At 72.1% G+C, this 20,915-nt stretch carries 16 protein-coding genes; 6 read left to right on the top strand and 10 right to left on the bottom strand.

Annotated elements, in window-relative coordinates:
• The first annotated feature begins 35 nt into the window (after positions 1-35).
• Both OG519_RS11925 and OG519_RS11920 read left to right on the top strand, forming a co-directional pair.
• Positions 36-1,196 carry an acyl-CoA dehydrogenase family protein gene (locus OG519_RS11925; protein WP_405592657.1) on the top strand — a complete coding sequence of 387 codons (1,161 nt, stop codon included), beginning with the start codon at positions 36-38 and terminating at the stop codon, positions 1,194-1,196.
• Positions 1,197-1,415: 219 nt separating this feature from the next.
• Positions 1,416-2,102, top strand: a complete 687-nt coding sequence (locus OG519_RS11920) for an LAETG motif-containing sortase-dependent surface protein (protein WP_405582327.1) — start codon at positions 1,416-1,418, stop codon at positions 2,100-2,102.
• A gap of 116 nt (positions 2,103-2,218) precedes the next feature.
• Here the strand turns inward: OG519_RS11920 and OG519_RS11915 are convergent, their stop codons facing one another.
• Positions 2,219-3,439, bottom strand: coding sequence for an LCP family protein (locus OG519_RS11915; RefSeq protein ID WP_405582325.1), 1,221 nt, complete (start codon positions 3,437-3,439; stop codon positions 2,219-2,221).
• Between the two features lie 263 nt (positions 3,440-3,702).
• Between OG519_RS11915 and OG519_RS11910 the strand changes: the two genes are divergently transcribed.
• On the top strand, positions 3,703-4,170 hold the full coding sequence (locus OG519_RS11910; RefSeq protein WP_405592656.1) for an acyl-CoA thioesterase: 468 nt from the start codon (positions 3,703-3,705) through the stop codon (positions 4,168-4,170).
• Between the two features lie 82 nt (positions 4,171-4,252).
• Here the strand turns inward: OG519_RS11910 and OG519_RS11905 are convergent, their stop codons facing one another.
• Positions 4,253-5,725 carry an LCP family protein gene (locus tag OG519_RS11905; RefSeq protein WP_405582322.1) on the bottom strand — a complete coding sequence of 491 codons (1,473 nt, stop codon included), beginning with the start codon at positions 5,723-5,725 and terminating at the stop codon, positions 4,253-4,255.
• 231 nt (positions 5,726-5,956) lie between these two features.
• Between OG519_RS11905 and OG519_RS11900 the strand changes: the two genes are divergently transcribed.
• Entirely contained in the window at positions 5,957-7,015 is a 1,059-nt protein-coding gene (locus OG519_RS11900; RefSeq protein WP_405582319.1) for a glycosyltransferase family 2 protein, read from the top strand.
• 139 nt (positions 7,016-7,154) lie between these two features.
• Here the strand turns inward: OG519_RS11900 and OG519_RS11895 are convergent, their stop codons facing one another.
• From OG519_RS11895 to OG519_RS11875, 5 genes are all read right to left on the bottom strand, one after another.
• Complete coding sequence (locus OG519_RS11895) at positions 7,155-8,822, bottom strand: LCP family protein (protein ID WP_405582317.1); 1,668 nt, start codon at positions 8,820-8,822, stop codon at positions 7,155-7,157.
• A 200-nt stretch (positions 8,823-9,022) separates the two neighbouring features.
• The gene (locus tag OG519_RS11890) at positions 9,023-10,663 is read right to left on the bottom strand and encodes an LCP family protein (RefSeq protein ID WP_405582315.1); all 1,641 of its coding nucleotides are present in this window, start codon (positions 10,661-10,663) and stop codon (positions 9,023-9,025) included.
• Positions 10,664-10,722: 59 nt separating this feature from the next.
• Positions 10,723-12,582: an LCP family protein gene (locus OG519_RS11885; RefSeq protein WP_405582312.1), complete on the bottom strand. Its 1,860-nt coding sequence runs from the start codon at positions 12,580-12,582 to the stop codon at positions 10,723-10,725.
• 184 nt (positions 12,583-12,766) lie between these two features.
• Positions 12,767-14,275, bottom strand: a complete 1,509-nt coding sequence (locus OG519_RS11880) for an LCP family protein (RefSeq protein WP_405582309.1) — start codon at positions 14,273-14,275, stop codon at positions 12,767-12,769.
• A 198-nt stretch (positions 14,276-14,473) separates the two neighbouring features.
• Positions 14,474-15,232 (bottom strand): TIGR03089 family protein, encoded by a 759-nt coding sequence (locus tag OG519_RS11875; protein ID WP_405582306.1) that lies wholly within the window; start codon positions 15,230-15,232, stop codon positions 14,474-14,476.
• Positions 15,233-15,359: 127 nt separating this feature from the next.
• On the opposite strand from OG519_RS11875, the gene OG519_RS11870 reads away from it, so the two are divergent.
• Complete coding sequence (locus OG519_RS11870; protein WP_405582303.1) at positions 15,360-16,592, top strand: sugar phosphate nucleotidyltransferase; 1,233 nt, start codon at positions 15,360-15,362, stop codon at positions 16,590-16,592.
• A gap of 53 nt (positions 16,593-16,645) precedes the next feature.
• Positions 16,646-17,617: a DNA-3-methyladenine glycosylase family protein gene (locus OG519_RS11865; RefSeq protein ID WP_405582300.1), complete on the top strand. Its 972-nt coding sequence runs from the start codon at positions 16,646-16,648 to the stop codon at positions 17,615-17,617.
• 58 nt (positions 17,618-17,675) lie between these two features.
• Here OG519_RS11865 and OG519_RS11860 read toward each other — a convergent pair whose 3' ends face one another.
• From OG519_RS11860 to OG519_RS11850, 3 genes are read right to left on the bottom strand one after another with little or no spacing between them, the layout of a single operon-like run.
• A complete protein-coding gene (locus OG519_RS11860; protein ID WP_405592654.1) occupies positions 17,676-19,046 on the bottom strand; it encodes a coenzyme F420-0:L-glutamate ligase in 1,371 nt (456 codons plus the stop codon).
• A gap of 17 nt (positions 19,047-19,063) precedes the next feature.
• Entirely contained in the window at positions 19,064-20,020 is a 957-nt protein-coding gene (gene cofD / locus OG519_RS11855) for a 2-phospho-L-lactate transferase (protein ID WP_405582298.1), read from the bottom strand.
• Positions 20,021-20,058: 38 nt separating this feature from the next.
• Entirely contained in the window at positions 20,059-20,619 is a 561-nt protein-coding gene (locus tag OG519_RS11850) for a cysteine dioxygenase (RefSeq protein WP_405582296.1), read from the bottom strand.
• Positions 20,620-20,915: the final 296 nt, after the last annotated feature.

Below are 20,915 nucleotides of genomic sequence, written 5' to 3'. Positions count from 1 at the left end.
TTAACGGTAGTTAGCACCGGGGAGTGAGACACACAGTGGCCGGATCCTCCGACTTCGACTTTTTCCGGACCTCAGAGGAGCACGAGATGCTCCGGGACGCCGTACGTTCGCTCGCCGAGGCGAAGATCGCGCCCTTTGCCGCCGAGGTCGACGAACAGGCGCGCTTCCCCCAGGAGGCCCGCGACGCGCTGGAGGCCAACGACCTGCACGCGGTGCACGTCCCCGAGGCGTACGACGGCTCCGGCGCGGACGCGCTGTCCACCGTCATCGTGATCGAGGAGATCGCGCGCGTCTGCGCCTCCTCCTCGCTCATCCCCGCGGTCAACAAGCTGGGATCGCTGCCCGTGCAGCTCGCCGGGTCCGAGGAGCTCAAGGCCAGGTACCTCGGGGCGCTCGCGCGCAGGGAGGGCATGTTCTCCTACTGCCTGTCCGAGCCCGAGGCCGGCTCCGACGCGGGCGGTATGAAGACCCGCGCGGTCCGCGACGGCGACCACTACGTGCTCAACGGCGTCAAGCGCTGGATCACCAACGCCGGCGTCTCCGACTACTACACGGTGATGGCCGTCACCGACCCGGACAAGCGGACCAAGGGCATCTCCGCCTTCGTGGTGGAGAAGGGCGACGAGGGCGTCTCCTTCGGCGCCCCGGAGAAGAAGCTCGGCATCAAAGGGTCCCCGACGCGCGAGGTCTACTTCGACAACGTGCGCATCCCCGCCGACCGGATCATCGGCGCCGAGGGCACCGGCTTCGCCACCGCCATGAAGACCCTCGACCACACCCGCATCACCATCGCCGCCCAGGCCCTCGGCATCGCCCAGGGTGCGCTCGACTACGCCAAGGGCTACGTCAACGAGCGCAAGCAGTTCGGCAAAGCCATCGCCGAGTTCCAGGGCATCCAGTTCATGCTCGCCGACATGGCCATGAAGCTCGAAGCGGCCCGGCAGCTCACCTATGCCGCGGCGGCCAAGTCCGAGCGGGTGGACGCCGATCTGACCTTCTTCGGTGCCGCGGCCAAGTGCTTCGCCTCCGACGCGGCCATGGAGATCACCACCGACGCGGTCCAGCTCCTCGGCGGCTACGGCTACACCCGTGACTACCCGGTGGAACGGATGATGCGGGACGCCAAGATCACCCAGATCTATGAAGGTACCAACCAGGTGCAGCGGATCGTGATGGCCCGCAACTTGCCCGCATGACGTTTTTTAGCGTCTCAACTCTGTAATAACCGCTGCCCGAGGGGAACCCCACGGGGTGCCCTTTGGGTAGTTGGGGTGGTTTAGGATCCGTTTTGCGATCAATTGACAAGCGTGTCAGGCGGCTTGTAGAGCTGTAGGGCCATCAGCGGGACGGGGGGCCGTACGCGTCTGCTGAGCGGCCTTCCTCTGCTTGTGATCCGAGTCCCGTGAAGGGAAGACGTGTCCATTAACCGCCGCACCGCGATAGCGGTGCGATCCATTGGCGTCGCCTCCGCCGCAGCCGCTCTGGCGCTGGGCGTTGCAGGCAACGCGTTCGCTTGCAAAATTGGTGACTTCACCTCGAGCATCTCGTGCGACCACGCGACCGGCACGAGCACGGTCACGGTCCACGACACCGACAGCAGCCGCCCGGTGACCGTGACGGTCAAGAACGGCGACACCGTGGTGGCGTCGCAGGACTTCAGCGACCAGGGCAGCGACTTCACGCTCCCGGTTGCCTGGACGCCCAACTCCACGTACCAGGTCGTTATCGATGTGAAGGGTCACTTCAGCGGTAAGAAGATCGACCAGGATCTGACCCTCGAGGGCGACTGCACCGCTCCCAAGCCGCCGACCCAGCCGTCGGACAGCCCCACCCCGTCCGACACCCCCACCAAGGACACCCCCACCGCGGCGCCCACCACGTCGCCCGCCACGGCGCCGACGGCCTCGCCGTCCAGCACCACCGCCGCTCCGGTCGTGGCCGACACCAACGCGCCGTCCCCGGCCGCCGGTGGCAGCCAGAACCTGGCCGAGACCGGAAGCAGCAGCAGCACCCCGATCATCGCGGGCATCGCCGCCGCGCTGGTCGTCGTCGGTGGTGGCTCGGTCTTCGTGCTGCGGCGCCGCAAGCCGTCCGCGCACTGACGTCCGCTGCTTCACCGCTCCAACGTTCTGCCGCACCACGCACAACACAACGGCCGTACGACACCCAGTCGTACGGCCGTTGTGTGTGCGGTGCCGCTGTCCGGCGTTGTCCGGCGTTACTGCGCGGCGCTGACGCCGACCGTCACCTTCTGGTCGTTCTTCAGCTCGTCGAAGAGCGTCTTGCCCTTCGTCATGTCCCACTTGAGGGCGTCGCCGTCGTTCGGAGTCTGGTAGTTGGCGTTGGCGATCGGCACCGTGATCGAGTGGCCCGAGCCGCCGGTGACACCCTTCATCGCCCAGAACATGGACGTGAGGTCGAACAGGCTCATCTTCTTGTCGACGATGAGCGTGTCGAGGCCCGAGCCGATCACCGGGTAGAGCTTGAACGGGTTGAGCACCGTGGACGGCGAGGCGGCCTGGTGGGCCAGGGTGGACAGGAACTTCTGCTGGTTCCGCATCCGGCCCAGGTCCTGGTCCGCCTCCTGGTGCCGCTGCCGGACGAAGGCGAGCGACTGCTTGCCGTTCAGCTTCTGGCAGCCGGCCGCGAAGTCCGCGCCGGACGCCTTGTCGTGCAGCGGCTTGTCCAGACACATGTTCACACCGCCGAGGGCGTCCACCAGGTTCACGAAACCGGAGAAGCCGATCTCCGCGTAGTGGTCGATGTGTATGCCGGTGTTGTACTCGATGGTCCGGGTCAGCAGCTCGGGACCGCCGTCCGAGTAGGCGCGGTTGAGCTTGTGGGTGGAGGCGGCGTACCGCTTGTGCGACTGCTGCCCGGTGAAGGCCGGGATGGTGACGTACGAGTCGCGCGGCAGGCTCATCATGGTGGTCCCGTTGGAGCCGGTGTGCAGGATCATCATGGAGTCGGTGCGCTGGCCGCTGTCGGCGCCGGTGTGGAGCTGCTTCTCCTCGGCCTTGGTCAGCCCCTCACGGCTGTCGGAGCCGACGATCAGGTAGTTGGTGCCCTTGCCGGTCGGCGGGCGGTCCTCGACCTTGCTGAGGTCCACCTCGCGGCGCACCTTGGAGTCGGCCCAGAAGTAGGTGGAGACGGACACCACGAGCAGCACCACGACCAGTCCGAGCGCGGTGTACCCGATCTTCCTGCGGGTGCTCCAGCGCGGACCGCGCGGCCCGCGGCCGTCGGGGCCCCCGGTGCTGGGCGGACCGTAGCCGCCGCCGTTCCCGCCGGGCTGCGGGCCGGCGCCGCCCGGCTGCTGACCGCGGCCGGCCTGCGGCGGGACCCCGCCGGCGGCAGCGGCCCTGCGCGGCGACAGTTCTGGGGGCAGCGGGGGCTCCGTGAGCCGGCGCCGCTCGGTGTCATCGCTCCAACCGTTCATGCCGCCAGTGTGCCCGGCGGCGCGGGGAACCCCGCCTTCCGAGGCCGTTCTGTAGCACAGCCGATGCATATCCGCACCAGCCGCGGTGCTTCCGTGACGGACATAAGGTTGGTGCCATGATCGAGTCCCCAGCGGGGCCGGGATCCGGCCCCGACCGCGGCAGCCGCACCGGCCCGGGCACCCCCGAGCCGCTGCCCGCCCCGGCCGTCCCGGTGATCCCGGGCAAGCCGACCTCCGCCTCCCGGATCACGCTCTCCCACATCATGAGCGCGCACGACACCAACCTGCTCGGCACCGTGCACGGCGGGGTGGTGATGAAACTGGTCGACGACGCGGCAGGCGCGGTGGCCGGCCGGCACTCCGGGGGGCCGGCGGTGACCGGCGCGATGGACGAGATGGCGTTCCTCGAACCCGTCAGGGTCGGCGACCTGCTCCATGTGAAGGCCCAGATCAACTGGACCGGCAAGACCTCCATGGAGGTCGGGGTCCGGGTGGTCGCCGAGCGGTGGAACGAGTCCGGGCCGGCGAAACAGGTCGCCAGCGCCTATCTGGTCTTCGTGGCCGTGGACGCGGAGGGCAAGCCGCGCCCCGTGCCGCAGGTCATACCCGGGACCGACCGTGACCACCGCAGGCGGCAGGAGGCGCAGATCCGCCGTACCCACCGGCTGGCCAGGCGCCGGGCCATCGTCGAGCTGCGCCGGCGGCGGATGGCCGAAGGCCGGGACGAGTAGCCCCCCGGCTCACCCGACCCGCGCCTCACCCGACCCGCGGCCTCGCTTCAGCCTCGCGTGGAACCTCGCTGCGAACCTCATCTCAGCCGCACGCCACCTCGTCACCGGTCACCGCGTTCTCCCCGACGGCCGGGGCGGTGATCTTCACCGGGATGACCTTGGTGTAGTCCGCGCCGAGCGTGATGTCCATCACCGGCCCCTGCCCCGCGGCGGGCACCAGCTCGGCGCCCGGCAGGGCCGCGGCCACCGACCGTACCGAGCGGTCCCAGCGGGGGTCGTAGCGGATCACCGTCCGCCGGACGTGGTGTTCCGCGGTGGTCGGCAGGCCCGGGGTGACGAATCCGGTCGCGCGCAGCGCCTTCTGCGCCTCACCGGCCAGCCCCTTGGTCCCGGTGCCGTTCTCCACCCGCACCCGGATCCGCGACGGGTCGACCTCGGCCCGGGCGCCCTGGTGCCTGGGCTCCGGGTGCGACGGGGCCAGCGGCCGGTCGGCCCGGATCGCCGCCCAGAGCTTGCCGGCCTTGGCGTTGTCCCACTTCACGGTCGAGCCGATGCCGGGGACCTGGTAGTCGATGTCGCCGAGCGGCACCGACAAGAACTCCGAGGAACTCGCCGACAGGCCCTTCATGCCCTTGGCGAGCGCGATCAGATCGGTGGGCCGCAGCCCCTGGTCGGCGCGGACCGAACCGAGCGCGGTGCCGGCGATCCGGCTCAGCGCCACCGGGTTGCCCAGCGTGTTCCCGCTGGTGATCTTCTCGATGACCTGGGCCAGGAAGTGCTGCTGACGCTGCATCCGGCCGAGGTCGGCGGAACCGTCGAGGTGCCGGGAGCGGACGTACTGGAGCGCCTGGGCGCCGTCCAGCGTGGTCCGGCCGGCCGGCAGGTCGAGGCCGCTGTGGGAGTCCTTCAGCGGCTCGGTGGTGCACACCTGGACGCCGCCGATGACGTCCACCGTCTTCATGAAGCTGGTGAAGTCGACCTCCAGGTAGTGGTCGATGTGGACGCCGGTCAACTGCTCGACGGTGCGCACGGTGAGCTTGGCGCCGCCGTCCGCGTACGCCTCGTTGATCTTGGCCGGGTGGGTGCCGGCGGACAGCCCGATCGGCGTGGGCGCGGTGATGAGGGAGGCGGTGGCCGCCGCGTGGACGGGCCGCCCCGGCTGGTCGGGCAGCCGTACGTAGCTGTCGCGCGGGATGCTGACGATGCTGGCGCGCCGCCGGTCCTCGGAGAGGTGCACCAGCATGATGGTGTCGGTGCAGTGGCAGGGGGCGCCGCCCAGGTGGTAGCGGCGCTTCTCCGCCGGGTCGATGCCGTCCCGGCTGTCGGTGCCGACCAGCAGGAAAGTGGTGCCCTTGGTGCCGCCCGGGCGCCCCTGCATGCCGCCGAAGGCGTCCACCCGGCCGATCGCGCTGTTCATCCCGTTGACGACGGCGTGCCCCACCCCGCTGACGGTGATCACCAGCAGGGCCAGGCCGCCGGCGATCCGGGTGCTCCAGCGGATCGGCGCCCGGCGGCGCGGCCGGACCGCGGGCCGCGGACCTCTGGCCGCCGGCACCCGGGTGTCGGGCGGCGGGCGGCGCCGAGCGGGCGGCGGGCGGTGCCGGGACGGCGGCGGGGAGCGGCGCGGGGATGGTGCTGGGGACCGGCGTTGGGTGGGCGGCACGGGGCGAGACCTCCAACCAGCGGGAACAGACCCGTTCAGGCCAACGACAAACTACCTGCAAATAGGACAGTCGGTCTTGACCCCACGCGCTGAGGTCCCCCGTAAGCGGTAACGTTTGCCGCGATGAACGCCGCCACTCACCCCGCTGTGAACTCCGCGCTCCCGGCCGTCTCCGTGATCATGCCGGTGCTCGACGAGGAGCGCCATCTGCGCAACGCCGTCCGGCACATCCTGGAACAGGACTACCCGGGACGGCTGGAAGTCGTCATCGCCCTCGGTCCGTCCACCGACCGGACCGACGCGATCGCCGCCCAACTGGTCGCGGAGGACCCCCGGGTCCACACCGTGCCCAATCCCACCGGACGCACTCCGGCCGCCCTCAACGCGGCGATCAAGGCGTCCCGGCACCCGGTCGTTGTCCGGGTCGACGGGCACGGCATGCTCTCGCCCAACTACATCGCCACCGCCGTCCGCCTCCTGGAGGAGACCGGCGCGGCCAATGTCGGCGGCATCATGCACGCCGAGGGCGAGAACGACTGGGAGCACGCGGTGGCCGCCGCGATGACCGCGAAGATCGGCGTCGGCAACGCCGCCTTCCACACCGGGGGCCTGGCCGCCGCCGCGGACACGGTCTACCTCGGCGTCTTCCGCCGCGAGGTGCTCGAGCAGCAGGGCGGCTACAACGTGGAGTTCATCCGCGCCCAGGACTGGGAGCTGAACTACCGCATCCGCGAGGCCGGTCATCTCATCTGGTTCTCGCCCGAGTTGCGGGTCTCCTACCGCCCCCGGCCCAGCGTGCGCACCCTCGCCAAGCAGTACAAGGACTACGGCCGCTGGCGTCGCGTCGTCACCCGCTACCACCGCGGCTCGGTCAACCTCCGCTATCTCGCCGCCCCCGCCGCGCTGCTCGCCAACGTCGTCGGTCTCGTCGTCGGCGCGGCCGTCACACCCTGGGCGCTGCTGATCCCGGCCGTATACGTCGTCGGTATCGTCGTCGGCTCGCTCCCGGCGGGGCGCGGGCTGCCGATCGGCGCCCGGATCCGTATCCCGTTGGCGCTCGCCACCATGCACATGTGCTGGGGGTACGGCTTCCTCACCAGCCCCCGTTCGCTGGCCCGTAAGGTCATCGCCAGCCGCCGCCCGGCGGTGAAGGCGGAGTCCGCCGAGCGGGCGGACGTCTAGGGGCATCCAGGGGCATCCAGAGGCGCCCAAAGGCAATCAGGCATCCACGGGCATCCAGGGGCCGTCGGCGGTCGTTGTGCGGAAGGGCCCACCGGATCACGTCCGGCGGGCCCCTCGACGTCTGCCGCCGTGTGGGTCGTCAGCCGCCGTGGTAGACGTACGGCCGGTAGACCGGCATACAGCCCTTGTCCGCGCCGTTGACGGCCTCGGCGGAGGTGGGCACCGTGCCGGACTTCGGCAGGGTCGCGCTGAAGTCGGTGCCGCTCTTCCAGTCCGAGCCGATCGTCAGGGTGATGCCCTGGGCGTCGGCGGACGGCTTGACGTTGCCGGCCGGGATCCTGAGCGCCTTGGCCACCGAGAGGGCGTCGGAGCTGCCCTGGGCGCCGGCGCTCCGCGGGTAGACCATTGTGGTGCCGAGGCTGGGCGCGGGGGCCCGGTCGAAGCCGGCCTTGGCGAACCCCGCCGTCCTGAGCGCCTCGGTGATGTCGCCGGCCCGATGGGGTGTCGGCTCGCCGGCCGCGGTGCCGGCCGTGCCGTTCACCACCGTGACCGGAATGGTGGCCGCCGCGGCGGCCGGCGGTCCCGGCTTCACGGTTGGCTGGGGGGTGGCCGAGGCGCCGGCGCGCGGCCTGCCGTTGGCGTCGAGCGCCACGTCGTTGCGCACCGAGGTCCACACCCCGTCGGCCTCGCCCGGCATCGGCAGGTAATGCGCGCTGTTCAACGGGTCGGCGACGCGCGGCATCGTCAGCATGGTGATCCGGTCCGGCGGGATCGTCTTGAGCTGCATCCCGAGGTCGTAGAGCTTCTTCGGGGTGCCGATCTCCTCGGACACCTCGAAGGCGGACATCGCGGCGGTGGCGACCTTGTTGAGCTTGCCGGGGTTGGTGAAGTAGTTCTGGCCGCGCAGTGAGCGGATCAGCGAGCTCATGTACATGTGCTGGGCCTTCGCCCGGCCCGCGTCGCTCTCGAACGGGTGGCGGGCGCGCAGCCAGGCCAGCGCCATCGTGCCGTAGACCTTCTGCGGACCGGCCTTCTTCAGCAGCAGGTGCGACGAGCCGGGGGCGCTGGGCGTCGGGTGGTCCCGCACCGGCTGGTCGACACAGACCTCGACGCCGCCGACGACATCGGCCATCTTCACCACACCGGAGAAGTCGATCATCAGCCAGTGGTCGATGTAGAGGTCGGTGAGGTTCTGCACGGTGGCCAGCGTGCAGCCGGGACCGCCGCGGCCGAGCGAGGCGTTGATGATGTCGTTGGTCGCCTGATACGTCTTGTCGGTCTTCGGGTCGGTGCAGGCCGGGATGTCGACCCGGGTGTCGCGCGGGATGCTCACCACCGACATGTTGGCGCGGTCGGCCGAGAGGTGGGCGATCATGATCACGTCGGCCCGCGCCCCGGCGGCGTCCGCCGCACCGCCCAGCTTGGCGTCCGCCGGATCGGCCCGGGTGTCGGAGCCGAGGATCAGGATGTTCATCGCGGTCTGCCCGGCGGAGTTGGCCTTCGGCTTGGCGACATCGCTCGAACCGCTGCTGCGCTGGCCCTTGCGGATCTTTCCGGCGAGGTACTCGTAGTAGCCGTACGCGGCGCCCGCCGAGCCGAGGACCCCGACGGCGGCGACGATCGCGGTCCACTTGAGGGCCTTTTGCCTGCGGGTCCTCTCGCGTCGCTTGGGGCCGCCGCGGTGACCGCCCGGCCGGGGCCCGGGTATCGGTACCCGGTCGGACTCGGAGGTGTGGGGTCCGCTGTCGTCGCCGTAGGGGTCCGGACCCCAGTCCACCTGGTGGCCCCCCGCCGTCCCGTCGCGCATGTGTTCCCCTCCCCCGAAGCCTCGGGCGTGGTGTCGTCGGTTCACCTGTCAGACGGCGACGAGGGGCGCGGAGTTGCACGCGGCGGGCGAGCACCTTCGGCCGGCGATCGGCGGAGCGCCGGCCGGTCCTCGGGTGACACCCGGCGGCCGACCGTCGGGCGAGCTTCAGCCGAACCTTCGACCGAACTTCAGCCGAACCGTCAGCCGACACACGCCGTGCGGTCCGCCGTCGTCATCGCCAGGCCCTTGGGGGGCGCGGTCGGCGGACCGATCGGCGCGCCCGGTGCGGTGTAGTCGGCGCCGAGCGTCAGCGTCATATAGGCGAGCGGTTCCGCGTCCTTGGTGCCCTCGTGCAGGGCGGATCCCGGCAGTCCCATCATCGCGGCCAGCGACCTGGCCTGGTCGGCCTGGTTGGGGGCGTACTCCAGGGTGGTGGCGGCGAGCTTCGCGGGCGCGTCGCCGCCGTTGGCCGAGCGGTTGACCCCCTGCTCGTTCTGCAGCCAGTTGAGGACGTCCTGGGAGGCGCCGAAGACACCGCTGCCGTTGAGGACGGTGACCCGGGTGTCGTGCGGGGTCGCCTTGGAGCCGGTCAGCCGGGGATCGGGCTTGGCGGACCCCTGGGAGAACGACACGTCGTTCTTGATCAGCGCGAACACCTGGGCGGCCTTGGCCTGGTCGATGACGACCGTGCCGCCGGTCGGGTCCGCCGCGTTGTCCCCCACCGGCAGGGTGGTGAGCGTGATGTGCTTGGTGTCGACCTTGCCGAGGTCCGCCGCCAGGCTGTCGAGCGCCTCGACGCTGCCGAGCGCGGTGTCCACGGTGAGCGCTCCCGCCGCGGTCCGCGCCAGCGCCTGCCGCTGCTTCTGGTCGGTGAACATCCCGCCGCTCTTGGCTGCGCGGATCAGTCCGGCGAAGAACTGCTGCTGCACCGGGATCCGGTCGAGACCGTCGAGCCCGGGCGCCCGTACCAGGTGGAGCGCCTGGTCGCCCTCGACCTTGTGCCGGCCCGCGCCGAGATTCGCCCCTGACCCGGGGTCGTCGATCGGGTGGGCGAGGCAGACGTCCGCCCCGCCGACCGCCGTCGACAGGGCCTTGACGGCCGCCGCGTCCACCTCGACGAGATGGTCGACCGGGATGCCGGTGAGCTGTCTGACCAGCCGCAGGGTGCAGCTCGGATCGCGGCCGTCGGTGCCGAGGCTTTCCGCCAGCTTGGGGGAGGCGCCCTTGAGCGGTGATCCCGGTACGACACCGCTCCGGCCCGCCGGACAGTCGGGGATGCCGGTGACGAGGTCGCGCGGAATGCTCAGCGCGGTCGCGTCGGCCCGGTCGGCGGCGACGTGCAGCAGGATCGTGGCGTCGGCGCCCCCCGCGGGGCCGTCGGGGTCGCCGACGATCAGCAGGTTCAGCGGTCCGCCCGCCGCGAGGGTGGCGGCGCCCGCGTCCCCGGCGTCCACCGTACTGACGCCCTGGCCGCCGTCGCCTGAGGCGAGATAGCCGATACCGCTCGCCACCAGGACGACGCCGACCGCGCCGGCCGTCCACAGCGCCGCGTTCCGCCGTCCGTTCTGTTTGGGCTTGCGCCTGCGGCGGCTCGCCGGGGGAGCGGCCCGCCGGCCGCCGCCCGACGGGGGCCGGGGCGTCGGGGGCGCCGAAGCCTCGGGGGACGTTTGGGCCGAAGCCGCCGAAGCCGCCGTCGCCGGTGGGGACGCCGAAGGCGCGGCTGGCGCCGTGCCGGGCTGCCCCGGGTCCACCGGGTCCAGCCGCAACTGGTAGGTGCCGGTGGCCGGGTCAAGCACCCACTGGTCCGCCGGGTCCACGAAATCGGGGCCTTGTGTGTCCACGGTCGCTCAGGCTCTCCAAGCAGTCGGCCGGTCCTGACGGACCCGGCCACAGAATTCGGCTATCCGACGCACGTCCTGCTGTCCGCCTCGGTTCTCTGCACGCCGTCGGGCACGGCGGTCGGCGTGCCGATCGGAGCGCCCGGCCTGGTGAAATCGGCGCCCAGGGTGAGTCTCATGTACGCCAGTGGCCGAGCGTCCACGGCCCCCTCCTTCAGCGCGGCGGCCGGCAGTCCCATCATCGCCGCCAGCGAGCGGGCCTGGTCCGCCTGGTTGGGCGCGTACTCCAGTGTGGTCCTGGCCACCCGTACGGGAGCGTTGCCGGAGTTCGCCGAGCGGTTGACGCGCTGCTCGTTCCGCAGCCAGTTGACGGTGTCCTGGGCGGCGCCGAACACCCCGCTGCCGTTGAACACGCCGACCCGGGTGTCGGAGGGCGCCGCTTTGGCGCCGACGAGCCGGGGATCGGGCGCGCCCGAGGCCTTCTTTCCCTGGGTGAGCGAGACATCACGCCTGATCAGGGAGAGCAGCGACGCCGCCTTCACCTGGTCGACGACGACGGTCGCGCGGACCTTCTCGTCGGGGTTGTCCCGCACCGGCAGCGTGGTGAAGGTGATGTGCCGGGTGTCGACCCTGCTGAGGTCCTCGGCCAGGCTGCTGAGCCTGCTGACGCTGCCGATCGCGGTGTCCACGGTGAGTGCCCTGGTGGCGGCGTCGGCCAGCGTCCACAGCTTCGACGGGCTGGTCAGGGTGCCGCTCGACTTGACCTTGCGGATCATCGCGCTGATGAAGTTCTGCTGGAGCTTGATCCGGTCCAGATCGCTCTGGTTGCGCAGCGCGTGCCGGGTCCGGACGAATTCCAGCGCCTGCTCGCCCTTGATGAGGTGCGGTCCGGCGCGCAGATCGAGGTGGGACTTGGGGTCGACCAGCGGGCGGGCCAGACAGACGTTCACCCCGCCGACCGCCGTCGACAGCGTCTTGACCGCCTCGAAGTCGACCATCATGAAGTGGTCGATCCGCAGCCCGGTCAGCCGGGAGACCAGCCGCATCGTGCAGCCGGGGTCGCGGCCGTCCTGCCCCAGGCTCTCGTTGAACCGCGGTGTGCTCACCCGCGCCGGGGTCCCCGGCACGACCTTGGTCGAGCCGTCCCGCTGCTTGGTGGGGCAGTCCGGGATGCCGGTGACGATGTCTCGCGGGATGCTCAGCGCGGTGGCGTTGTTCCTGGCCGCCGATACGTGGAACAGGATCGTGGTGTCCGCGTGGCCGACGCTGCCGGTGTCGCCGTAGCGCGAACCCAGCCCCTGCCGGCTGTCGGTGCCGATGATCAGGATGTTCATCGGACCCTCGTGGGTGACGCTGCGGCTGCCCGCGTCCCCCACGTCGATGGTGGTGATGTTGTCGTTGAAGTGCTGGTAGAGCAGATAGCCGCCGATGGTGCCGGCGATCAGCACGAGGCCGACGGCGCCGCCGGTCCAGGCGAGCGCCCGGTGCCGGCGCGAGGTCTTCTGCCGGGGCCTGCGGCGGCTGCGGGGGCCGGTCAGCGCGGTGACGGGCCGCCGGGCCGGGCGGGCCGGCACGGCGATGGCGGCGGTGGCAGCGGGAGTGGGGAGCCCGGCGGCGGTGGGGACCGCGGGCGTTCCAGAGGGCCCGAGGGCTTCAGGGAATCCGAGGGGCGCGGGGCCTTCGAGAGGCCCGGGGGGTCCGGGGGTTCCAGGGGTGAAGTACGCCTCGCCGTAGGAGGTCGGGCCGGCGGGCGGTGGGGGCGGCTCCGCCGACCGCACCACCGTTTCACCGTAGTTGCCCTGCGCCGGCACGCTCGGTGACGAGGGCTCCTCCGGGTCAAGCCGCAACTGGTACGTCCCCGTGGCAGGATCCAGCACCCACTGGTCCGCCGGGTCGATGTTCCTACGGCCTTGCCTGTCCACGGTCCCTCGGGTCCTCCATCCGGGATCGGCCGGAGCGCTCACACTAGCCGCACAGTTCAGCGCCGATATCCGCCCGTGACAAATCCCGCGCCGCTACAAGCGGACAAAAACGACGATCCCGGCCATGGCTTGAGTGGGCCTTGGAGCGGCCTTTACTGGTGCCGTACCCGCCTTTGCCGGGCTTTCACCGATTTTGGCCACATACATCGCGGTCGGCGGTCGTCCCCTCGTAGGTGGGAACGGTGCTCGCGGTCACACTGGGTGAAGCACCGTCAGAGGTATCGGTGGCCGGCGAACCGGTGGGCGAACCGGTGGGCGTCCCGGTTGCCCCGTCGCCGGGCGACGCCGTCCCGCTGTCCGACGGTACGTCGCCGCTCACGTTCACCACCCGGTCCTCCCGGATCGCGGCGAAGAGCGTGTCGGCGGCCGGCTGCATCAACTGGTCGCGGTTGTGGTCCTCGGTGTACGGCTCCTGGGGCAGCGTGAGGAAACGTATCGCCCCGGTCGGCGTCTGCTGGATGCCGTGCGCGAGGTCGTACAGCTCGCTGAGCGAGTCGAGACCCGGGTCGGCGGTGAGCGAGGACGTCGCGGCCGACAGCAGCGGATAGAGCTTGACCGGGTTGAGCAGCACGCCGTTGCCGCGCACCTTCTTCACCAGTGAGGCCAGGAAGTCCTGCTGGCGTTCCATCCGCTGGGTGTCGCTGCCGTCGCCGATGCTCTCGCGGGCCCGTACGTAGCCCAGCGCCTGCTCGCCGTCGAGCTTCTGCCGGCCGGCGGGCAGGTCGAGGTGGGCGTTCTGGTCGTGCACCGGTTCCGGCGCGCAGATCTCGACCCCGTCCACCGCGTCGACCATCTTCTTGAAGCCGGTGAAGTCCACGATGAGGTGATGGTCGATCCGGACGCCCGTCATGTCCTCGACGGTCCGGATGGTGCAGGCGGCGCCGCCCATCTCGAACGCCCAGTTGAACTGCTCGAAGCGCGGCGAGACGGTGGCGCCGCCGGGCTTGGTGCATTTGGGCACCTGGGCCATCAGGTCGCGGGGGATGCTCACCGCGGTGGCGCTGCCCCGGTCGGCGGCCAGGTGCAGCAGGATCGTGGTGTCCGAGCGCTGGGTGCCGGTGTCCTCGCCGTACTTCTCGTTGCCGTCGCCGCGGTTGTCCGAGCCGATGAGCAGGATGTTCTCGGCCGTGGTCGGGCCTTCCGTGGGCCGGTCGGCGTCGTCGGCCTTCAACTGGGTCTCGGTGGCGGTGTCGGTGGTGATGTTGCCGCTGAGCTGGTGGTAGAGGTACCAGCAGCCGGCGCCGAGGGCGAGGACGACGAAGGCCGTGACGGCGGCGAGCACCCGCGGCCAGCGGCGGCCGGGCGGCCGGCCCGGCGCGGGCTCGGCGGTGACCGGAGCGGGGGGCTCGGGCGGGGCCGTGTCGTTTGCGTCGTTCGCGGCGTTCGTGTCGGTCGCGCCGTTCGTGTCGTTTGCAGCGTCCGCTTCGTTTGCGCCGGCCGTGCCGGTCGCGGGCTCGCCCGAATCGTCCACGGCGGGAGGCTCGGCCTCCGGGGCGGCTGAGGGCTCGGCGGGCGCGGCGGGTCCGTCCGGCGGGGTGACCGGCTCGGGAGCCTTCCCTGTGGTGCTCTTCGGCGAGTCCGGAGCGGCCGCGGTGGCGGGCTCGTGCTGCGGGGGCTCGTCTGGCGTGGTCACGTCGGTGCCCGTCCCTCGGTTGTTCGTCCGGCCGATGGCCGGTCGCCGGCCGTCTCCGGGGGATTAGGACCCGAATGCCCTACCGGCACTCGTTCAGACAGTCGAATACCGTACTTGGTTGCCTGAGGGGGCGGATTCCCCGCACTGTTCACCGAAAACCTGGGCGCGGCCGGTGCCCCGCCCCACCCCGACCGCTCGTCAGACCGCCGTGTGGGTGACGTTCTCGGCGTCCTTGCGCCGGTCCAGCCGCTCGGCCGGCAGCGCGTCCAGGTGACGGCAGAGCACCACCGAGGCGTCCACCGCGAGCGGTGCGAGCAGCCCCGCCGCCAGCCCGTCCCACGTGCTGAACGGCAATCCGCTCAAGAGCCGGGACCCGCGGCCGAGTCCGAGCTTCTCGGCCGAGGCGATCGCCCGCTCCACCACGTCGCCGGCGGTCAGTACCCCGCCGCCGCCCGGAAGTTCGAGCGCGGGCGCGTCCGGTCCGACCGGGGCGTACGGCGTGAAGCGGTCGCCCTGTCCTGGCACCTCGACCGCGTAGTCGGCGAATCCGGCCGGCGGCTGCGGGAAACGTCCGCCGAGCGGCCGCAGAGCCAGCGCGACCCGCTCGCCCGGGCAGGCCAGCGCCGCGTCCAGCGTGTCCGGCCCGCTCACCACCAGATCGGCGCCCGCCGGATCCGCCTCGGGCGCCACCACCACGCCGGTGGAGAAGGCCGCGAGCAGCCACACCGCGGTCTGCCAGTGCGCGGGCAGCAGCAGCGCGAGCCGGTCGCCGGGCTGGGCGCCGAGCTCGTCCTGGAGCAGATTCGCCGTCTTGGCCACCCAGTTGGCGAAGGTGGCCACCGACAGCTCGACCCGTTCGCCGGTCGCGTCGTCGTAGAAGGTGATCAGCGGCCGGCCGGCGTCGGCGCGCAGGGCGTCGGCGAGCAGCGCGGCGGGGGTGCGGGTGGTGGGTGTCACGTCGGCCAGGCTACCTGGCATGATCGAGCCGCCGCGGCTGGGCCGTACGGGTAGCCTGCCCCGACGCGGCCGACGGGCTGTCAGCTCATGAATCGACGGCTTTACGGCTTATGTCACCATCTTCCCCATGTCCGCACCCCAGCCCGCACAGAGCCCCCCGGTGATCAGCGAAGTCAGCTCCTTGTCCAGGGGCGCGAGGGACGCCACGGGCGCCGGGGACGCTGCGGCGGCCGCGACGGCTGCCGCGACCCCTGACGCGCCCCGGGGGAGCCGCCGCGCGACCGAGGCCGTCCTGCTGGTCGGCGGCAAGGGGACCCGGTTGCGGCCGCTCACCGTGAACACCCCCAAGCCGATGATCCCGGCCGCCGGTGTGCCGTTCATCACCCACCAGCTCGCCCGGGCCAGGGCGGCCGGCGTCGAGCACGTCGTGCTCGCCACCTCCTACCTCGCCGAGGTCTTCGAACCGTACTTCGGCGACGGCTCCGCGCTCGGCCTGCACCTGGAGTACGTCACCGAGACCGACCCGCTCGGCACCGGCGGCGCCATCCGCAACGTCGCCCACCGCCTGCGCTCCGCCCCCGGCGACCCGGTGCTCGTCTTCAACGGCGACATCCTCACCGGCCTCGACATCCCGGCGCTGGTCGCCACCCACCGGGCCACCGGCGCGGACATCTCCCTGCATCTGACGAAGGTGCCCGACCCGCGCGCCTTCGGCCTGGTCCCCACCGACTCAAGCGGCCGTGTCACCGCCTTCCTGGAGAAGCCGCAGACGCCCGAGGAGATCGCCACCGACCAGATCAACGCCGGTGCCTACGTCTTCACCCGGTCGGTCATCGACGCCATCCCGGCCGGCCGCCCGGTCTCCGTCGAACGCGAGACCTTCCCCGATCTGCTCGCGGCCGGCGCGCATCTGCAAGGCATGGTCGACTCCACCTACTGGCTCGACCTCGGCACCCCGCAGGCGTTCGTCCGCGGCTCCGCCGATCTCGTTCTCGGCCGCGCCCCGTCACCCGCCGTCCCCGGCCGCCACGGTGAGCGGCTGGTCCTTCCCGGCGCCTACGTCGCCGACGACGCCAAGCTCTCCGGCGGCACCTGCGTCGCGGCGGGCGCCGTCATCGGCTCCGGCGCGCGCGTCGACGGCAGTACGGTGCTGGCCGGCGCCCGGGTGGACGCCGGCGCGGTGGTCAGGGGCTCGCTGATCGGCGCCGGCGCGCGGGTCGGCGCCCGCACGGTCCTCGACGGGGTGGTCCTCGGCGACGGCGCGGTCCTCGGCCCGGACAACGAGCTCGCCCACGGCGCCCGGGTCTGGTGCGGGGCGCGCATCGACGCGGGCGCGATCCGCTTCTCGTCCGACCAGTAGTCCCGCCCGCCGGCGGGCGGAGGGCGGTGCGCCGGGCCGGGTACGCTCGGCGGATGCCGTCGCCCCACCCACTCCCGCTCGCCGCGGGCCCGCCCGCCGCAGGGCCGGCCGTACCGGCGCCGCGGACACGTACCTGGGTGCCGTCGGGGCCGCTCGACGTACGGCTCACCGTGCTACCGCTGCGCAGGGGCGGCGGCGACCCCACCTTCCGGATCACCCCGGACGGCGCGGTGTGGCGGGCCAGCCGGACACCCGCCGGGCCCGGCACGCTGCGGATCACCGGCACTCCGGCCGCCCTGGAAGGCCAGGCGTGGGGGCCGGGCGCGGAATGGCTGCTCGACGCGCTTCCGGGCATCCTCGGCGCCCACGACGATCCCGCCGGCTTCGTCCCCCGGCACCGGGTGGTGCAGCACGCGCACAAGCGCCACCCGGGGCTGCGGCTCGCCAGGACCGGACTCGTGCTGGAGGCGCTGATCCCCACCATCCTCGAACAGAAGGTCACCACGACCGAGGCCAACCGTGCCTGGAAGCTGCTGCTCTTCCAGCACGGCGAGCCCGCGCCCGGCCCCGCGGAGCGGATGCGCGTCATGCCCGACGCCCGGGGCTGGGCCCTCATCCCCTCCTGGGACTGGCACTGCGTCGGCGTCGACAACAAACGCGCCTCCACCATCCTGCGCGCGGTCCGGGTCGGCGCCCGCCTCGACACCTTCGCCGCCCTCTCCCCGCTGGAGGCCGCCGCCCGCCTCCAGACCATCCCCGGCATAGGCCCTTGGACCACCGCGGAGACCCTTCAGCGCACCCATGGCGACCCCGACGCCCTCACCGTCGGCGATCTCCACCTCCCGCACCACATCGGCTACGCCCTGGAGGGCACCCGCCGCTCCAGCGACGAGGCCATGCTGCGCCTGCTCGCCCCCTACGCGGGACACCGCCACCGCGCCGCCCGGCTGATCCTCCTGACCACCCACGCCCCGCCGCGCCGCGCGCCCCGGCTGGCCCCCAACCCGCCGACCCGGCACTCCTGACCGGCCGAACCCGCCCGGTGGAGCCGTCCGAGGAGCCCCCGGCCCGCGGCCCCGCCGCCTAACGCACGACCAGGAAATCCGCCTCGGAGCGGGCCGGACGGCGGGCCGGCGGGACCGCCGGGCGACCCACCGCGACCGCTCCCATGGGATCCCAGGCCGCCGGCAGATCGAGTACCTGCCGCACCACCTCGCGGCAGAACATCGTGGACGACACCCAGGCCGACCCCAACTGCTCCCCGGCCAGCGCGACCAGGAAGTTCTGGACGCCCGCGCCCGCCGCCACCACGAACATCTCCCGTTCGGCCGCCGCCCGCCGTTCGTCCGGATAGGCGTGCGCCCCCTCCGCGACCAGGCACGGCACCACCAGGCACGGCGCCCCGCGCAGCACATCCCCGCGCCGCAGCCGCTTGGCGACGCTCTGGTCGGAGAACCCGTCACGCCGCAGATCCGCCGCCCACGCCTCGCGCATCGCGTCGAGCAGCCGGGTCCGGGTCCGCGCCGACTCCACCAGCACGAACCGCCACGGCGTCGTGTGGTGCGGGGCGGGCGCCGTGACGGCGAGGGCGACCGCGCGCCGTACCGCCGCCGGATCCACCGGCTCGTCGGTGAACTCCCGTACCGTCCGGCGCAGTGACACCGCCTCCCGTACCGCCTCCGACGTACCGAGCCGGAACATGTCGTCCGCCGCCCGGCGCACCAGTGCCCGCGCCCCGGGGTCTTCCGCGCCGGATCCGGGGTCCGGGTCCACCACCGATGCCAGGCCGCGTACCACCGCGACCGGCACGCCCGTCGCCTTGCCCTTCACCAGGTCACCGGCGGCGGCCAGTTCGTCCGCGGTCGCGGTGACCGTCATGCTCAGCTCATTGCCGTGCGAGTCCAGGGCGCCGCGCAGATCCCCCAGCACCCTTACCCCTGACGCGCCGACCGCCACATCGGTGAGGCCTTCCCGCCAGGGCCGGCCGAAGGTGTCGGTGACGACGACCCCGACCCGTACCCCCAGCGTGTCGCGCAGCCCCTCGCGGATACGCCGGGCCGAGGCGTCCGGGTCCTCGGGGAGCAACAGCACCGTCCCCGCAGGGGTGTTGGAGGCGTCCACGCCCGCCGCGGCCATCACGAAGCCGTGCCGGGTCTCGACGATCCGGGTCGGCCCGCGCCGCGCCACCAGCCGGACCGCCTCCGCGTCGATCGCCGCCTCCCGGTCCTCGGCACGCACCATCCGGCCCTCGGCCTTGCTGACGATCTTCGAAGTGACCAGCAGCACATCCCCGTCGGCGAGTTCGACCCCGGTCGCGGCGATCAGCTTGGCGAGGTCGGCGCCCGGCTGCACCTCGCCGATGCCGGGCACGCCGAAGACCTCGTAGCGGGCCGCGCTCTCCGTACCCGTGCTCTCCGCGGCCGCGGTCTTCTCGGCGTTCTCGATGTTCTCCATGCCGGTGTCCGCCGCGTTCACGCCTGGACCTCCTCGGCCAGCGTCAGCGCCTCCCGCGCCATCCGCGTGGTGGCCTCGACGCTCTCCATCAGCAGCGGTACCGCCCGGCAGCGGATCCCCGCCGACTCGATCTCGTCGACCGCGGCCGCGTCCACCGTGTCCACCAGCCAGCCGTCCAGCAGCCCGCTGCCGTAGTGCGCCGCCACCGCGGCGGCGGTCGACTCGACGCCCACCGCGGCCAGCACCTTGTCGGCCATGCCGCGCACCGGCGCGTCCCCGACGATGGGGGAGAGCCCGACCACGGGCACACCCGCCTCCGCGATCCCCTCCCGGATGCCGGGCACCGCGAGGATGGTGCCGATGCTGACCACCGGGTTGGACGGCGGGAAGACGATCACATCGGCGGCGGCGATCGCCTCCAGCACCCCGGGCGCCGGCTTGGCCGTGTCCGCGCCGACCGGCACCACCGCGTGCGCCTGGACCGCCGCCCGCAGCCGTACCCAGTACTCCTGGAAGTGGACGGCCTTGCGCTCGCCGTCCACCTCGATGACGACATGGGTCTCCACCCGGTCGTCCGACATGGGGATGAGCCGCACCCCCGGCGTCCAGCGCGCGCAGAGCGCCTCGGTGACGGCGCTCAGCGGATAGCCGGCGCCGAGCATCTGGGTACGGACGATGTGGGTGGCGAAGTCCCGGTCGCCGAGCCCGAACCACTCCGGTCCGACGCCATAGGCGGCGAGTTCCTCCTTCACGGCGAAGGTCTCGCCCTCGCGGCCCCAGCCCTGCTCCTCGTGGATACCGCCGCCGAGGGTGTACATCACGGTGTCGAGGTCGGGGCAGACCTTCAGACCGAACAGATGGATGTCGTCTCCGGTGTTGCCGATGACGGTGATCTCCGCCTCGGGCGCCGCTGCCTTGAGGCCGCGCAGGAAGCGCGCGCCCCCGATACCTCCGGCCAGAACCACAATTCGCATGGTTCCCAGTCTGCCCTCCGCCCGCCCGGGCGGAGGAATCAGCGTCCGGCCGGAGCCGCCGGAGCCGGGGGCGCGGTGCTCGCGCCGGGCGTCCCCTCGGCCCGCGCGACCGCGTCGCCGCCGCCGGTGCAGGCGTGGGGCGTCATCTCGGTCAGCCCGGGGAAGTACACATGCACGGTCACCGCGGGTTCGAGCGAGTCGTTGACCACCTCGTGCACGTAGCCCTCGGCGAAGGCCCGCTGGTGCCCGGCGGTGAGCACCCGGGTCGTCATCCCGCCGCTCGCGCCGCGGGCCCGCTCGCTCAGGGTGCCCCGCACGACGGTCAGCACGCCGGCCGAGGGGCCGTGGTCGTGCAGGCCGCTGCCCTGGCCCGGCAGCCAACTGAGCAGCCACACCTCGTAACCGGGACCGGTCTGGAGCCGGGCGTACCACCGGGTGGTGGCGTCGTAGCGCACCAGGGGCGCCCAGCGGGACCGGTCGGCGGCGATGGAGCGGGCCAGTCCTGCGAACTCCGCGACGGTAGCGGGGTGTTGCCGCACCGGGGGGAGCAGATGGGGCAGAGCGAGTGGGTCACCGGCGATAGAGACGTCGGAGTACATGGGGGTGTGTTCCTCTGTGACGCGCGTGAATGGGGGGCGCCGGGTCCTCATACGGTCCCGGGCGGGGGTTCAGCGGCAGCGACAGGAACAACAACAGCTCTGCGCGAGCGCGACGCAGCGGGACTCGCCGCGGCGAGTCCGGAAAGGCGCGAAGTGCTCAGCGGACATGGTGTCAAGAAGACCGTTCGCGGCCCGCACTTGTCAACTCAATGTCCGTTTGGTCCGCCATGTTCACCCGATTCGGTAACGCACGGTGGTGAAAGGTTTGTGCACTCAGGGGTGGGGATAGATGGTGC

Origin of the sequence: Streptomyces sp. NBC_01190 (genome assembly GCF_045039895.1) — a bacterium.
In the GTDB taxonomy this organism is placed as follows: Bacteria; Actinomycetota; Actinomycetes; order Streptomycetales; family Streptomycetaceae; genus Actinacidiphila.
Note: the sequence above shows the minus strand (reverse complement) of the source record. Positions and strands in the feature narration are given on the sequence as shown.

Bases quoted from the DNA above. Each gene is read 5' to 3' on its own strand.
- OG519_RS11865 (WP_405582300.1), top strand. From the start codon at position 16,646: ATGCCGTCGCCCCACCCACTCCCGCTCGCCGCGGGCCCGCCCGCCGCA.
- OG519_RS11910 (WP_405592656.1), top strand. From the start codon at position 3,703: ATGAGCGCGCACGACACCAACCTGCTCGGCACCGTGCACGGCGGGGTG.
- cofD (WP_405582298.1), bottom strand. From the start codon at position 20,020: ATGCGAATTGTGGTTCTGGCCGGAGGTATCGGGGGCGCGCGCTTCCTG.
- OG519_RS11895 (WP_405582317.1), bottom strand. From the start codon at position 8,822: ATGCGCGACGGGACGGCGGGGGGCCACCAGGTGGACTGGGGTCCGGAC.
- OG519_RS11900 (WP_405582319.1), top strand. From the start codon at position 5,957: ATGAACGCCGCCACTCACCCCGCTGTGAACTCCGCGCTCCCGGCCGTC.
- OG519_RS11915 (WP_405582325.1), bottom strand. From the start codon at position 3,439: ATGAACGGTTGGAGCGATGACACCGAGCGGCGCCGGCTCACGGAGCCC.
- OG519_RS11870 (WP_405582303.1), top strand. From the start codon at position 15,360: ATGTCCGCACCCCAGCCCGCACAGAGCCCCCCGGTGATCAGCGAAGTC.
- OG519_RS11850 (WP_405582296.1), bottom strand. From the start codon at position 20,619: ATGTACTCCGACGTCTCTATCGCCGGTGACCCACTCGCTCTGCCCCAT.
- OG519_RS11860 (WP_405592654.1), bottom strand. From the start codon at position 19,046: ATGGAGAACATCGAGAACGCCGAGAAGACCGCGGCCGCGGAGAGCACG.